Genomic DNA, 15381 nt, shown 5'->3' with positions numbered 1-15381 from the left:
GGCAATACGCTCAGCGGGATCGCGAACGGAGCAGCGTCGCTTGTTTCCGGCACGGACTACAGCGTGAGCGGAAACACTGTGACGATCAAGAAAGCGTACCTGGCCACGCAGCCAGTGGGTACAACGAGCTTGACGTTTACGTTCAGCGCGGGAGCTACGCAGACGCTGAATATTTCGATTAGCAACACGATACAGACATATCCGGCACCCAGCGGCTCCAATGAGCGATTAGGGGCAGTCGTCCTGCTGAATGGTAAGCCTTTTACAATCGGCCGTTTAACCGAATCCGTACGTAATGGACAAACTGTGACTACGGTTAGAGTTGATGGAGAGGCAATTCATAATTTGCTGGCTGCGCAAGGAATGAATCCGCTTGTAACTATTCCGATTGATGGCAATTCGGATGTTGTAATTGGTGAACTGAGTGAACAGTTGGTCCGCGAACTCCAAGGATATGGAGCCGTACTGCAGATAAAATCACGAGTCGGTTCTTATACAATTCCCGCTGAGCAAATCGATCTTGGAACGATTGAAACTCAACTTGGGGGAGTTAAGGAACCTGAGAACGTTGTCCTTCAGGTCGAGATCGCGAATAGCACATCAGAAATGCAGAGGACTGCTGAGCAGGCAGCAAAAAGCAACCAATTTCAACTAGTGCTGCCTCTAGTGAATTTTGCAGTGAGAGGTACCGTGAATGACATAAGTGTCGAATTGTCTAACTTTACATCATACGTGGAGCGAAGCATCATCCTTCCTGAAGGATTCGACCTGAACCATATTACCACGGGAGTTGTCATTGAAAGTGATGGTTCCGTCCGTCATGTCCCAACTAAAGTAACACTCATCGACGGCCGATATCATGCTGTTATCAATAGTTTATCGAATAGCAATTATGCGATTGTCTGGCATCCACGCAGTTATAGCGATACAACGGGCCATTGGGCTGAAATGTCGATTCAAGATTTAGGCTCAAGAATGATCATCGAAGGTGAAGGTGACGATCATTTCATCCCGAATACACCAATTACGCGCGCTGAGTTCGCGACTTCACTCGTTCGCGCCTTAGGATTGCAGCTTGTTCACGGTGCTTCACCTTTTAATGATGTCGATGTGAAGGATTGGTACAATGTTACTGTCGACACCGCCATTCGCTATCATCTGGCGGATGGATTTGAAGATGGTACTTTCCGCCCAGGCGATGCCATAACGCGAGAGCAAGCAATGACAATGCTGTCGAATGCGATGGCATATACCGGAAGAAAAGTGAAAGTCGTTGAAACGAGCGAGTCGCTTTCGGTATTTAGAGATAGTTCTGCCATTTCACCTTGGGCAGCAAATGGCGTCATCGACTGTTTGAACCAGGGAATCGTTAAGGGCAGAAGTGTACAGGAACTTGCACCACAGGGATATATTACGCGGGCAGAGGCAGCCACAATGATACAGCGGCTTTTGCAGCAAGCCGATTTAATCGATTGATGCGGTGAGGGCAGGGAAATATGGCTTATCCTACCGAGCAATGTTTCTTTAAGGGGATCGTGGTTACGAAACGACGTTATTGATGGGTATTTGGATATTTGAAAGATGAGAGCTAAGAATTAAAGCATGGATAACCAGCATGCAATAAAGCCCGTTGTGGTACAACGGGTTTTATTGTTAGTCGGGCTTGAGGGCTTTATGTGGGAATTCCAGGGTATCCATAGGCTGTTTGTTGTTCTAACTAAATATGCATACTTCTGGCTTATCTACTTCTCATGACAATCTAATGGATCTATAAGTGTGCATTGTTTAAAGGGGATGTGAGAATAATAAAACAGTCCCTTGTGGATTTATGATAATGATTTGAACTTGACTTAGAGTCAGCTCTAAATGATATATTGCAGGTATCAAGTCTGGACTTAATTTAGTGTAAGGAGGATGGGATTCTTGAAGATAAGTGATGTTGCGGAAAGAACCGGACTTTCCGTGCATACGATTCGTTTTTATGAGAAAAGCGGTTTATTTCCCAAGGTGAAACGATCCGAGAACGGCATCAGGGAGTTCGTGGAAGCAGACATTGAATTTCTCCAATTTATGGCGGTATTAAAGAAAACCGGCATGTCACTGGAGGATATAAGTGAGTTCATGAAGGAAGGATGCATTCTCGAAAGACTCGAATCTGGGGAAATGCCCAATGTGCCTGTCGAGAACCGACTGTCAATTCTCCTCCGCCATTTGGAGAATATTGAAGCCAAGAAGAGAGAACTCGAACTGGTTGAGGATTCGGTCAGACGAAAAATTTCATATTACGAAAAATATCTAACGAATTCGTAACGGAGGTCATATTTATGGTAAGTGAAAGATATGCAACAGGATTGCAAACGATGGACAAGGTCGTCGCTGAAGCAGGCGCTCATACACGAGAATATTTGAAACAAACAGTTCCTGACTTGGAGCGCTTACTGGTGGAATACCCTTTCGGAGATGTGTACAGTCGTCCTGGACTTGATTTGAAGTCTAGAGAAATTGCCACAGTGGCGGCGTTAACCGCTCTCGGCTACGCACTTCCGCAGCTGAAGGTTCACGTTTACGGTGCCCTGAATGTAGGATGTACCAAAGAGGAAATTATTGAAATCATGATTCAGATGAGTGTTTATGCTGGATTCCCAGCTGCTCTTAACGGATTGAAAGTAGCCATGGAAGTTTTCGAGGAAAAGTGCATTTAACGTATATTTCAGGAGGAGAGCTTTTTATGAAGAAGTATGGAACAACATTTACTTGGCTTGGATTTGGTGGGTTTCACATCGTAACCCCCGGTGGCAAAAACATTTTAATCGATCCGTTTATTCGGAATAATCCCGCATGTCCGAGCGAGTATAAAAGCATCGATCATGCCGATTATATTTTTCTGACACATGCACATCGAGATCATGCAGAGGACGCGGTATGGCTGGCGGAAAAAACAGGTGCAGTCATCTTGGCAGGCTGGGAATTGGCGCAAATTTTGATGAAAAAAGGGGTGAAGAACGTCGTAGCTACCAATAAGGGAGGCACACGACGATTCGGTGAAATCTCCGTAACTGCCGTACATGCCGATCATTCATCGGCTTATGTTGACGGGGATTTACTCTTGTACGGTGGAGAACCGATGGGATATGTCATCCAATTTGAAAATGGGTTTAAGGCTTATCATGCTGGAGATACGAATGTATTCGGCGATATGGCGCTGATTGCAGAACTTTATGAGCCGGAAGTAGCGCTGTTACCGATTGGAGATGCCTACACGATGTCACCGCGTGAAGCTGCAAAAGCGGTGAGGCTATTGCAGGTTAAACAGGTCATTCCGACACATTTTGGAATTCTCGATTTTTTGACGGGGCGCCCAGAGGAGCTTGACGCATTGCTTTCGGACATCGAGAAAATGACTGTATATGACATTAAGCCGGGAGATACTCTTCATTTATAATAGAAATTTCATGCTTATTGTGCTGCGCTTCAAAAAGGAGCAAGCAATCTGCTAAGCAATTCATATATTCAAAAGCGAAGCGACTAGGTAAGGGCAAGTGACATTATTATAAAAACACTAATTCAAGGAGGAGATAAAGGTGTTTGTTGTCTTACTTCGATATACAGGGGAACTTGAGCGCATTGATACTTTTGTTGAGGAACATCGCACTTTTCTACGAAAGTATTACGATGCAGGCAGATTCATTGCATCTGGACCGATGAATCCGCGTGAGGGAGGCGTCATCCTGGCACATGCGGAAAGTAAAGAACAACTGTCGGTAATTATAAGCGAAGATCCATTTTATCGTGAGCAAATCGCTACTTACGAAATAATTGCATTCGAACCGACGATGCATCGGCATGAATTTGAGCCGATAAAATGGTTTTTGCAGGAGAAATAAGGGCATCGAAAGTACACACATGTTGAAAGCGAGGAATATTGATATGGAACTTAAAAATAAAGTGGCTCTTGTTACTGGTGGCGGTACAGGAATAGGAAAAGCTACAAGTCTTATGCTGGCAGAACGAGGGGCTATTGTTATTGTGAATTACTCACGGTCTCAAAGCGATGCAGAACAAACCGCAGAACTGATTACTAAGGCTGGAGGGGAAGCTTTAGCAATTAAGGCTAATGTAGGCAATGATATTGAAGTCAGAGATATGGTTAGTACAATTGTTCAGAAATATGGAACAATAGATTTACTAGTTAATAATGCAAGCATTACCAAGCATATTCCTATGAATGATTTGGAGTCAGTAGAGGGACAAACATGGGATGAACTTTTTGAAGTGAATGTCAAAGGAATGTTCCATTGTGCAAGGGCCGTAGCCCCACATATGCAGGAAGCAGGTCAAGGTGCAATCGTCAATTTAGGCAGTATTGCGGGTCAAACCGGTTTGGGTTCATCATTGCCCTATGCAGTGTCCAAAGCTGCTGTTCACGGGCTTACAAAATCTTTAGCTCGTGCGCTTGCACCAAATATCAGAGTTAATTGTATTGTTCCAGGAGCCGTTGCGACAAGATGGTGGGCTGGCAAAGAAGAACAGATGAACCGTCTAGCTCCTAACTTATTGCTACAGAGGATCTCAACTCCAGAGGATATCGCAAGCATGATCTGTAGTGCTTTGGAACAAGAAGCGATGACAGGGCAAATAATAACTGTTGATAGTGGACAAACCTTGTAGGTGATCTTCATCCCAGGCGTTAAAATGAAATAATGTGGTGTTCTTACTAAAATGGGATATTCAGGGATCTTGTTGTAACGACTGTTCAGCGAATATGAACTTTCGGTTGCACTCTCAGTGTTGAAGCAAGGAGGGCAACCTCCATTGAAACAATCGGGATTTGGGATTGCCCTATAAAAGGGGAATCAGACTTTGTCTATTTACCCGACATAACCATAAAGAATGCTGACCCATCTCGCTACACTAGTCTTCTCTTACCCGGCTGTATGAATATTAAAACCTTGTACAACAATGAGGATATCATAGAATTTATTCGAAAATGTGCTGAAAATCCTGAATTGAAGATTGCTTCGATTTCCAGTTCACCTTATTTGTTGGCTAAGGCTGGTCTTCTTCCACAACAAAATGTACACGATCGGCATGGATTTGGAAACAAGGAAACAAACGGGGTTGTTTGATGAAGAGCGATACTCGGATGAGCTTGTCGTACAGGATGGTCTCATCTTGACGGCACGCGGGAGAGGATTCATAGAATTTGGCATCCGCTTTAGTCATATGCTTGATGCAAGCCCACTAATATCAACCCAATTCTCGACATACCAGAGTTACACTGAACGAGATTCTGTTTGTCGACCCAAATGAAATTCATATCAACGCCGTTCCGGCATGCCGGATTTGGATGTAGTTACCTTCGGACATGGTGGTAATCGGCATTCGGCAGAGTTGGTGTTGACGATATGGGCTGGTCGTAGTAGGCGATGAAGACGACCGCTTCCCCCCGATATGCCGATTTCCCGCGCAGAATTCACGTCGATCCTCGTGCGCGCGTTAGGTTTGCGGCTTGATTGCAATGATTCACCATTCAATGATGTTTCGGCAATGGCTTGGCTTAATGATATGATCTTTACCGCCAATCGTTATTATTGGCACAAGGATATTTGAGGGCACGTTCCGGCCTGAACAAGCTGCGAGCGAGTAGGTGATGATGCTCTGTTCAACACCTTTGCATATAGGGGAGAAGCGGCAACTTCGACGATCGCACAACCGGCGTTATTGCAAAGTTCCACGACAAGGGAGTTGATCTCTGGGCTTGCGATTGTAGGTGGAGCGAATAGCCGGCGTAACGAGGGGATAGCATGCCTTCGGATGTCGAGAGGAAACGACGCATTATTTATAAACCACAACAAATATGAAAATGAAAGGCAGATGGAAACATGAGGGCTTTAATCGGAAATGCGATTGTTATTATTGTGGCACTTCTCTTATTTCAATGGGGGGACAAGTCGTTCTTGGAGGCATTGCTTCTCGCTTTTCTTTTCGTTAAGGTCGGGCTTTATGGGTTGTTTTATGCCTCGGGCCATCTCTTTAACGCCGAGAAGGTAGCGCAGTATATCGGCTGGAAGTCCAATTTTTTTCAAAAGGAGGTCGGTTATGCGAACCTGGCTTTCGGTGTACTCGGAGTATTGAGCTTTTGGATGCAGGACTCTTTTTGGACGGCAACTATTATCGGCTATGCGGTTTTCTATATCGGCTGCGGGATTATACATATCGAAGATATGAAGAGCAATGGCAACCATAGCGGTGGAAATAACTGGACGCATGTGCTGCTGATCTGTTTTCTTCAGCCTGTGATCGGAATTGTACTGCTACTGGCAAAGTCATTAAGTTAGCTTAAAGCCAAAGAACCTTGTCGTTATATAAAATGAAAATTCTGAAAGCTGAATTTAAAAGTGAAATGAAAAAAAGATCGGACAGCCCTCAAAGGTAGCTTTTTCATTTGGTTGTATTATACATTTCACAATTAGTGTGCTGATATGTCCTTATCGTTCATGCTCAGGCTGACCTCATAATACGAACGGGCAGAAGACTTACGATGATTACATAAAATTATAGGGATGGTCTAGCAGCTCTCTGGCTGTTTATCCTTTCTTACTAAAAAGGAGTGAATTCTATGCATGATTATGAGCAATTAATTTTTAGGAATCCACAACCAATGCCGCCAGCAAATGGTTATACACATGTTGTGGAGGTACGAAACGGAAGAACGATATATGTTTCTGGGCAAATTGCAATAAACCAAAACGGAGAAGTGGTAGGACTAGGAGATTTAGCTGCGCAAACGAGGCAGGTATTCGAAAACATTAAAGTGGCGTTAGAAGCTTCCAACGTAAGCTTCGACGATGTTGTAAAATTAACTTTCTTTTTAACTGACATTTCCCAAATACAGGTTGTTCGTGACATTCGAGATATGTATATTAATACGAAGAATCCACCTGCCAGTTCGGCAGTTGAAGTGAGTAAGCTAGTAAATGATCAATTCTTGATTGAAATAGAAGCAATAGCCGTGGGTGAATAGTCTTTAATAGTTGTAATTATTCAGCAAGCGGGTACGAGAGCTCAACAACACAGCAACAATCTAACTTTATTTTCACGTCCATGACTGTTACTGTTCCGTTCCTAGGGGGCAGTCTAATACTCTTCGCACAGGACATTATCAGCGATGTGACGCAATCCTTCGCGGCGTTGCAATTGTGCAAGCGAAAACAGCTTCAGATAGGCTGTGGTTGTCGGTTTTTTCGTATACTATCTTGCTGGCAGTCGGCCACAGCATTAGTGAACGATTTTGAACAAGTAGGCGCAAGTCTTTTACCGAATGAAGAGAATCGAGTATAATAATTTCCCAAGCGATTTCCTTTTCAATGGATTAATGGACAGATCTACCTCTCCTATCTATTGTAAAGGATTTTTTTATGTTCGAATTCAAATACGACGGGAATTATGGAAATTCAGAGGCTATTATTGCAACGCTAGTGATAAAAAGGGGTTTGCATATGTTTGTCTGCTATAATTAATTCGGTATAATATACCTATTGGTGAATGAGAGGGATATAATTCAATGAATGTGAATGATTTAATAATTTTCAATTTCGAAGAAGTAAGGCGCAGGAGTATTGACGTTTGGAAATCTATTCCACAACAAATGTTGAATTGGAAACCTGACAAAGATGCTCTTACTTGTGCGGAAATGATTAGGCATTTATTGGAAGCTGAATTTCTTTATCACCAAATTCTTATCGGAAGAGGCAGTAAAGCATTATCAAATCTATCTAACCCATTTTCTGACAAGGAGTTCGTAACGGTAGATAACGAACTTACATTTGCACAGCCATATCGTGAGAGTTTCTTAAAATACATTAAGACAATTAGCATAAGCGATATAGAGAATATAGAAATAGACCGTTCTGACGTAGGGTATGTTAGAACACTTGGGGATATGTTATTGCGCATCGCTTACCACGAATCTGTTCACACAGGTCAGTTGTTAGACTATATGAGAACAATGAGAATTGACCGCCCTAAGATATGGGATTAATGATTTAGAACAAGACTTTAATGAAGTCTTGTCAAGTTGAAGAGAAACCCAACGTTTCTAAAAAACGTTGGGTTTTCACTATATCCTGCGGGTTTTTGTGTTTTAATAAGAAGCTGAGATCTGAAACGGGGATGTAGATTGTTATGAGAAATAGAAGAAAATTTAGTCAGAATGAAATTCAGTTTTTGGAAAGCAACCCCTACGTACATCACGTTACCGAGAAGAGTATTACGTGTGAACCTTCGTTTAAGGTTGAAGCCGTTCAAGCATATCATGCTGAAAGCTGTAGCGCTAACGATCGGCCTAGGAGAAGCGTCAACACAAGTGAACCGCCGATTACGTGTCGAAATAGCAGGGATGTCATCGAAACCGTCGCTACCCACCTTGCAGGAACTTTGTTGCAAGCACCAATACACAACCCAAATTCCCATTCTAATTTCGTCCCAATCCAATAAGCATGTACGGCTTTATACTTCTCTTTTTCAGTAAACTTATCTCAATATATGATGTCTGTGAGATGTAGTTCAACGGAATTGTTTTAGGTAGATCGCTTTATTAAGATTTTGGACCTTAATTTTTTTGTGGATCAAGTGTGTAATACATTATTGGTAACTTTCTAGTTTTGAACGAATGGTTTCCAATTTCAATAATGAGCTACCAATCAAACCAGCTAAACCAAAAATAAGCCACTGAATAATTGAGTTATTATCGTTGCTGAAGAACGCTGTGCCAACATAGTTGCCGAGAGTTGCTCCTACTGCAAACGATAACTCGAAGAAGCCATAGTACGAAGCATAATGCCTACCTTTCGAGAATTCTGATATGGCAGCATCCGAGGTGGGGAGGACAAGAGTCTCTCCTATAGTAAATAATATTAAACAGAATATGAGCCAAGATGGAGATGAGATTAAACCGATAAGTGTCATTGCGATTGTCATTATATGAAATCCAGACCGGAGAGCATCTTTAATATCTTTCTTGGCTAACCATTTTTGGCTTGCAAACATGAATAGTAGTCCTACTGATGCATTGATCGTGACGACCCAAAAAACAAGATCAGGTTTTCCTGTTAAATGAAACATGTGAAGTGGGAACGCTACAGTTAACTGGGTGAACATGAACCAGAAGAAGACCATGGCTAGGCAAAATAATAAATATGGTTTGTTATTTAAAATTGACTTTAGACCGGATGAAAAAGTTTGTTCTCTACTCTGAATATTTGGCTTCAATGCAGGCAAAAGTTTTCTTTGAAGAAGAAACAAACAAAAGAATAAGCTGGCGCTGATTAGGAATAGAAGTTTTGCGTCAGTGAATAAGATTCCTCCGAGTAGGGGACCAGTAATTGCACCTGCATTCAAGGCGAGATTAAGTTGAATGAAGGTCTTACGAGTTGCATTTGTACTACCCTCGCTAGAATTAGCAAAAAGCGCCAATGCAGATGGTTCATAGCAAGCTCCACCTGTTCCGATGAGAAGTGCGGCTATCGACACGGGGGTGAATGTATTGAAGAATGCAAGCATAGTAAAGCCGATTCCTCGTAAAATAAGACCGATACTCATCATACGTTTGAGACCGAAACGATCCCCCATTGCTCCTGTAAGAATAGGCAAAGCGCGTGAAGACAAAGTTAGAATTGATAAGACGGATCCGCATTCCCAAGCACTGAAATGTAGCTCATTGGACAGATACACCGTGAAAAAAGAGAACACCGCAAAGCCGGCAAAGTTGAGCAAGAAAGAAGATAACAGGGTGATTGGAACCATGGGAAATTAAGTTTCACTCCATTCTTAGGTGTAACCTTCAAAATAATTTGATGGTTACATTTAATATATGATAAACTAAACTCACTTTGCAACCTCTAATTTTGAAGGGTGGTTACATGGAACAAACGCTAAATACTCATACTCTGATTTCATTTTTGAATACATGGGATATTCCCAATGACGAAAGAGTACCCCAAGATAAATTTACTTGTCAGGCATCGCTAGAAAAGTATGTTGCAAATTATATGGTCATAACCAGGAACGATTTGCTGGAAGACGTGGTCAAATTTCGCTCGGATCTTAGGAGGCAAGTGGAATTTGGGGGTGTAGATAAATTAAATCATTGGATTAAACTTAGAAGAATTGGATGTTGGGCAATTTTGCATAATGGTATGCCGGAACTGAATTTTGGTCCTGACAGTGTTACTGAAAACGTCAATGAGGAAAGTTGGGACAGTATTATTGACATGATCTTAGTATTGGTACTTCGGCTCTTAAAGGAAGAGAGGTTCCATAGGGTCAAGATATGTCCCGATTGCAAATATGCATTTTACGATGAATCCCGTAGTAGTACAAAAAAATGGTGCAGCATGACGAAAAAAAGCCCTGAAGGTCGGGCTTGTGGAACAATTGCAAAGGTTAAGCGATTTAGGGAGAAGCAGAAGAATTGAGAGTATGTGCAGGCATATTGGATGCTCAAGTCATACAGTTTATTAATTCTTAGCGATTGGAAGGGAATTTCCTGTTAATAGATAAGTGTCAAATAGCCTATTTACTGCTCTCGCTGTTAGGTGGGGGGGAATTTGATGTTCACAGATAAAGTGAAGGTTGAAATGAAATACTGTATACAAACCGACGGTCGGTATGTATAATTAAGATTATTAACGTACCGACAGTCGGTATTGAAAATCGATAGGAGTGTGTAAAACATGACACAACAGCAATGGGATTGGATTGGATACGGCGTATGGGCTTTGATTATTTGGATGACGCTCAAGCAATATCGTATGACAAGGCAAGAATTTACCGGCAGAGGGTTGAAGCTGTTGCTAGGCGATTGGCTTCTGTTCGCTCCGCTTCCTTGGATCGTCGAATGCATGGTCCGCCGTGCGGATTCGACTCAAGTTCTATGGACAATCGGCCTTGGATTTGCAGTGGCAATTCCGTACATCCTGACCTCACGCTTCGAGCAGGTGCGCGCAGGGGCTGCCAGATTCAAATCGAATAAACTCTTCTTACTTATACTGGTAGCTTTCCCGTATATTCGCTACAAAGCGAGAAGTTATATTTTTCACAATCATCCAATTTTGACTTCGGCACACAGACCCGATATCGAGTTGATGCTAGCAGAATACATTGCGGTACTGGTTATCTTTACCTTCGTTTGGCGATTCTGGCTGTTCCTGTCGTACCGTAACGTATCTACCGCGTCAGCCGGCTCGCGGCGAATGAGCCTTTAAGACGAAAGGACACGAAGAAGCCATCACTAACCAGCGAATATGCCCGTTTATTCGTTTAGTATCTGCTGAGAACCGGTGGGAAGGTGAAAAGCGAAGATTACGACCAATTAAGCATTGATTAACAAACGGGACAAGTGGGGAATGCTATGGATAAGTTTACCCAAAATGGTATATCGCGATTTATTGGTGGGAGGGGTAAACTCGAAGGGGAATTTGATGGAACTTACGATGCTTGACAGAGGGGGGAAGACATGATTGAGAAGGTAACCATTGGAGGTATCTCACAATATATTCTGATTCAGACTGAAAAGCCTGGCAGCCCTATTCTGCTGTTTTTGCATGGCGGACCGAGCATGCCAATTCCAGGGGTCTCTTCGCGTAACCTGGACTATATCCTGTTTACCAACACCAAGCAATTGGTAAAGCACTATACTCTTGTCTACTGGGATCAGAGAGCCACCGGAAAGACTTATTCGAAAACAACGCCTGTAGAATCTGTCCGACTAGAACAATACATCGAGGACGCTCACGAGTTAACCGCTTATCTTCTAGAACGATACAATCAACCCCAATTGCATCTGATTGGTTATTCCTGGGGAACCGTGATCGGTCTTTCACTAATCCAACGATATTCGCAATTGTATTACTCCTATATAGCGTTCGCTCAAATAATCGATTGGGTAGAGAACGATAAACTTTGCTATGAGTGGCTTTTCCGGGAAAGCAACCAGAAGAAGGACAGGAAAACACTCAAGCAATTAAAACAAATATCCGAGCCTCCCTATCGGAATGGTCTAAAGGAGTGGGGCGCTCTAAGACGATTGCTTTTGAGATATAACTCAATGATTCACAAAGCAGACCGCAATTCACCTACTGCTTTTTGGGGAATCAAGATGATGTTTAAATCCAAGGATTACTCTATTCTGGATATCTATAATTCGCTTTATCGAGGTTTTCTTCTCTCCTTTAACGAGAACATGATTAAAGATATTAATACACTCAGCTTTTTTCGAATAGAACCGAAGGTGGATATCCCGATACTATTTATCCATGGCAGAGAGGACAAACATGTATGGCCTGCCCCCGTGCTCCACTACTTCGATCTATTGAATGCACCTCAAGGAAAAACCTTTCTGTGGTCTGAGAAATCGTCGCATATATTTCACCCCGATGATGCCCGTACGAACGAGCAGCGCATCTTGCAATTTTTAGATGAAATCCAATAGTATACCTGCACAACAAAGGGAAAGCCGGGATCATATCGCTCCGGCTTTTTGTGTTGCTCAAATCATAGACATTGTACATACATTGGGAGATGAGGACAACCGAGAATACAGAAGGTAGTTTGCACATGACCAGCGAAGTACCACCGTCAAGAATGGGCTGCTTAATTCGCACATTACAGAGCCGCAATAGAACTAGGGCTGGATGGTGCAGCACTAATGGGGCTGGTACTCAAACAACATAATTTCTGTATCCTAAGCTGACGAAGATTCTCACCGCACACTGTACCGTCCTCATCAGCTTCATGCGACTCTTCTCAAACGATACGCTGGTATTGTCATCTTCATCTCACATCGTTCACATAGGGTACCTCACACATTGAACTCCAAGCAGAAATCGACCGTGGCTTGCTTCATGGAATAACGAATCGAAGTGCCAACGACAAAAAAATTATGAAAATTCAGATAATATAAGTGCGATGTATGTGAGTGGTGGATGGATAAAAGCAAAATAAAAACAAGAAAAGCAATGTTATTTTGACATTTTGCAAAGTAATGGTAAAATAAAAGCAACACAGAATATGTTGCTTAATCAGATGTTTAGATTAATGTGGAGGTGTCCAATGGATTCTCATATTCATGACGTCGTTGTAATCGGCGGAGGCATTATAGGCGCATCTATACTTCGTGAATTATCCCAATACGACTTGCACATCGTATTGGTAGAAAAGCAGCCAGATGTATGCGAAGGCACAAGTAAAGCGAATAGCGGAATTGTCCATACCGGATTCGATGCACGGCCAGGATCGATCGAGGCTGAATGTTTACGCCGTTCAAGAGAGCGATGGCCCGAGTTAATCGAACAACTGCGGATTCCATATTTGCCCTGCGGCGCTGTCATGGTAGCTGCAAATGAAGAAGAACGGCAAATGATTCTGCATAAATATGTTCCAACTGCAGAAGCGAACGGAGTGGCTGTTCGCTGGATGGAAAGAGAAGAACTCTTGATGGCAAATCCAGCTGTCGCTCCGACAACAATAGGGGGACTGTTCATTGAAGGTGAAGGCATTATTGATCCGTTCTGGGCAACCCGCTCGTTTACCGAGCTTGCAGTTTTGAACGGAGCGCAGATACGACTTGGAAATGGCGTCGCTGGCTTGGAGAGGAATGCTGCAAATGGCGGTTTGACTGTCGTGTTGCAAAACGGAGAAATCATAGAGACGCGATTTGTCATCAATGCCGCTGGTTTGTGGTCGGATGAGATTGCTCGGCTTGTAGGTGACGAGAGCTTCAGCATAACGCCACGTAAAGGCCAATTTATTCTAACAGAGGAGCAAATCGAAATCTCGCAAATCATACTCCCTGTGCCTAGTCCGACTTCCAAAGGTATACTGGTCACGCCGGTTGTATTCGGGGGGTATATTCTCGGACCGACTGCAGAGGATCAGCAAGATAAATGGGACCGCTCGACAACCGAACAAGGACTCACACATATTATTTCTGAATCCCAGAAGCTGCTTCCCGATGCTAGCCGTTATGCATCCATCCGGCAATTCGCCGGCGTAAGAGCCGTTGGCAGCACAGGGGACTTTATTATCGGCCGATCGGTAAGCGAAGAACGGCTCATTCATGCTGCTGGGATACGTTCCACGGGTGTTTCCGCTTCGCCAGGAGTAGCGGAGCTCGTGGTGGATAAATTGATCGAGGCAGGACTGGAGCTAATTCCTAAGCAGGAAAGGAGTACTTCATTATCCGACCTGTTTGAGGATGACAGAGAAGCAGCCGGCGAGATCATATGCCTTTGCCGTTCAATAACGCAGAGTGAAGTGAAGCGGGCTGGGAATGGCTTGATCCCTTGCCGAACGCTCGATGGCGTAAAGAGGCGGACGGGAGCAACACTTGGCGAATGCCAAGGAAACTACTGCATTCCATCCATCCTGGATGTACTGTACAAACCGGAAGATGAAGACGGGCTGCAGCTAGTCAAAGGATTGACAGGCTCGGTCTTAGCACAAGGAGGGGAAGATGTTGAAGTATGATTGTATTATCATTGGAGCGGGACTGTCCGGACTAAGCGCAGCATGGACTGCACGAGAGCGAGGACTTGAGAACATCCTTCTTCTTGAACAGAACGACCAAATTGGCGGATTTACGTTGCCGTATCAGGAATCGCCGCTATTCAAAGCAGAGAAGGAGTTGGTACAGCATGGCCAGTCTTTAGAAGGGAGCGTTAGATTGCGCTCGACGGTGATCGGGCTTTATCCCGACCCGGATAAGGGACACACACTGTTTGTTCAATCTGCGAAGGGGACCGAACAGATGTTGGCAAACAGCATCTTAATGACCACGGGGGCAATGGAAAAGCCGCGTGAAGGCTGGCGAATTCCAGGTTCCCGTCCTTCCGGGGTGATGACGCCATACTTGGCGCTTGAGCTGCTTCAGCGCGGCTTTCGTCCAGGAAAGCGGACAGTGGTCTTTGAAACAGGCCGGATTGCTGAAAGTGCGGGAGACAGGCTAGATGATGCAGGATGCATGACGATCAGGTATGACAAACAAGATTTTCTGACGGAAATAATGGGGATAGCTCGTCTTGAAGCCATCCGAGTCGTAGCGTCGGGACACGGAAGAGAGAGAAAAGTTGCATGCGATACACTGATCTACAATCGGGGGCGTTATGCCGCTACGTATTTCACTAAAGGCACTCCGCTTCAGCGTGATGCCGATCTAGCTCTGCTAATCGATGACGATGGCTGTACGGGCATTCCAGGGGTTTATGCAGCTGGGACGTGCACAAGTGCCGGGGATGCCGATCATACACATTCCATAGAACAAGGTAAACAAGTGATGACAAAGCTATTATCACACTGCTTTGATAGGACTTGAGGGAGGGAAAG

The 15381-nt window shown here is 43.8% G+C and carries 16 protein-coding genes; 15 read left to right on the top strand and 1 reads right to left on the bottom strand.

Annotation, left to right across the window (positions count from 1 at the left end):
• From A8990_RS26060 to A8990_RS26015, 10 genes are all read left to right on the top strand, one after another.
• A partial coding sequence (locus A8990_RS26060) for an S-layer homology domain-containing protein (RefSeq protein ID WP_181909787.1) occupies window positions 1–1476 on the top strand: 1476 nt, incomplete at its 5' end.
• A gap of 447 nt (window positions 1477–1923) precedes the next feature.
• Window positions 1924–2310 (top strand): MerR family transcriptional regulator, encoded by a 387-nt coding sequence (locus A8990_RS26055; RefSeq protein WP_116191962.1) that lies wholly within the window; start codon window positions 1924–1926, stop codon window positions 2308–2310.
• A gap of 14 nt (window positions 2311–2324) precedes the next feature.
• On the top strand, window positions 2325–2702 hold the full coding sequence (locus A8990_RS26050) for a carboxymuconolactone decarboxylase family protein (RefSeq protein ID WP_116191961.1): 378 nt from the start codon (window positions 2325–2327) through the stop codon (window positions 2700–2702).
• Between the two features lie 26 nt (window positions 2703–2728).
• Entirely contained in the window at window positions 2729–3442 is a 714-nt protein-coding gene (locus A8990_RS26045; protein WP_116191960.1) for a metal-dependent hydrolase, read from the top strand.
• Window positions 3443–3581: 139 nt separating this feature from the next.
• Complete coding sequence (locus A8990_RS26040; RefSeq protein ID WP_116191959.1) at window positions 3582–3884, top strand: YciI family protein; 303 nt, start codon at window positions 3582–3584, stop codon at window positions 3882–3884.
• Between the two features lie 43 nt (window positions 3885–3927).
• The gene (locus A8990_RS26035) at window positions 3928–4668 is read left to right on the top strand and encodes an SDR family NAD(P)-dependent oxidoreductase (protein ID WP_245996227.1); all 741 of its coding nucleotides are present in this window, start codon (window positions 3928–3930) and stop codon (window positions 4666–4668) included.
• A 143-nt stretch (window positions 4669–4811) separates the two neighbouring features.
• Window positions 4812–5126 (top strand): DJ-1/PfpI family protein, encoded by a 315-nt coding sequence (locus tag A8990_RS32340; protein ID WP_342772947.1) that lies wholly within the window; start codon window positions 4812–4814, stop codon window positions 5124–5126.
• Window positions 5127–5882: 756 nt separating this feature from the next.
• Complete coding sequence (locus A8990_RS26025) at window positions 5883–6338, top strand: DUF6790 family protein (RefSeq protein WP_116191957.1); 456 nt, start codon at window positions 5883–5885, stop codon at window positions 6336–6338.
• 281 nt (window positions 6339–6619) lie between these two features.
• Window positions 6620–7024 carry a RidA family protein gene (locus A8990_RS26020; RefSeq protein ID WP_116191956.1) on the top strand — a complete coding sequence of 135 codons (405 nt, stop codon included), beginning with the start codon at window positions 6620–6622 and terminating at the stop codon, window positions 7022–7024.
• Window positions 7025–7564: 540 nt separating this feature from the next.
• A complete protein-coding gene (locus tag A8990_RS26015; RefSeq protein WP_116191955.1) occupies window positions 7565–8041 on the top strand; it encodes a DinB family protein in 477 nt (158 codons plus the stop codon).
• A gap of 602 nt (window positions 8042–8643) precedes the next feature.
• Here A8990_RS26015 and A8990_RS26010 read toward each other — a convergent pair.
• Window positions 8644–9804, bottom strand: coding sequence for an MDR family MFS transporter (locus A8990_RS26010; protein ID WP_116191954.1), 1161 nt, complete (start codon window positions 9802–9804; stop codon window positions 8644–8646).
• 116 nt (window positions 9805–9920) lie between these two features.
• On the opposite strand from A8990_RS26010, the gene A8990_RS26005 reads away from it, so the two are divergent.
• The 5 genes from A8990_RS26005 (at window position 9921) to A8990_RS25985 (ending at window position 15370) form a co-directional block, all read left to right on the top strand.
• On the top strand, window positions 9921–10475 hold the full coding sequence (locus A8990_RS26005; protein ID WP_116191953.1) for a CGNR zinc finger domain-containing protein: 555 nt from the start codon (window positions 9921–9923) through the stop codon (window positions 10473–10475).
• Window positions 10476–10733: 258 nt separating this feature from the next.
• Window positions 10734–11264 carry a CcdC protein domain-containing protein gene (locus tag A8990_RS26000; protein ID WP_116191952.1) on the top strand — a complete coding sequence of 177 codons (531 nt, stop codon included), beginning with the start codon at window positions 10734–10736 and terminating at the stop codon, window positions 11262–11264.
• 251 nt (window positions 11265–11515) lie between these two features.
• Entirely contained in the window at window positions 11516–12490 is a 975-nt protein-coding gene (locus tag A8990_RS25995; protein WP_116191951.1) for an alpha/beta hydrolase, read from the top strand.
• Window positions 12491–13110: 620 nt separating this feature from the next.
• Window positions 13111–14526, top strand: a complete 1416-nt coding sequence (locus tag A8990_RS25990; protein WP_116191950.1) for an NAD(P)/FAD-dependent oxidoreductase — start codon at window positions 13111–13113, stop codon at window positions 14524–14526.
• Window positions 14513–15370: an FAD-dependent oxidoreductase gene (locus tag A8990_RS25985; protein ID WP_116191949.1), complete on the top strand. Its 858-nt coding sequence runs from the start codon at window positions 14513–14515 to the stop codon at window positions 15368–15370. The genes A8990_RS25990 and A8990_RS25985 overlap by 14 nt, the downstream gene beginning before the upstream one ends.
• The last annotated feature ends 11 nt before the right edge of the window (window positions 15371–15381 follow it).

The organism is Paenibacillus taihuensis (assembly GCF_003386535.1).
Classification (GTDB): Bacteria; Bacillota; Bacilli; order Paenibacillales; family Paenibacillaceae; genus Paenibacillus_Z; species Paenibacillus_Z taihuensis.
The sequence above is the reverse complement of the archived record's forward strand: the minus strand, read 5'-3'. Positions and strand labels throughout refer to the sequence as shown.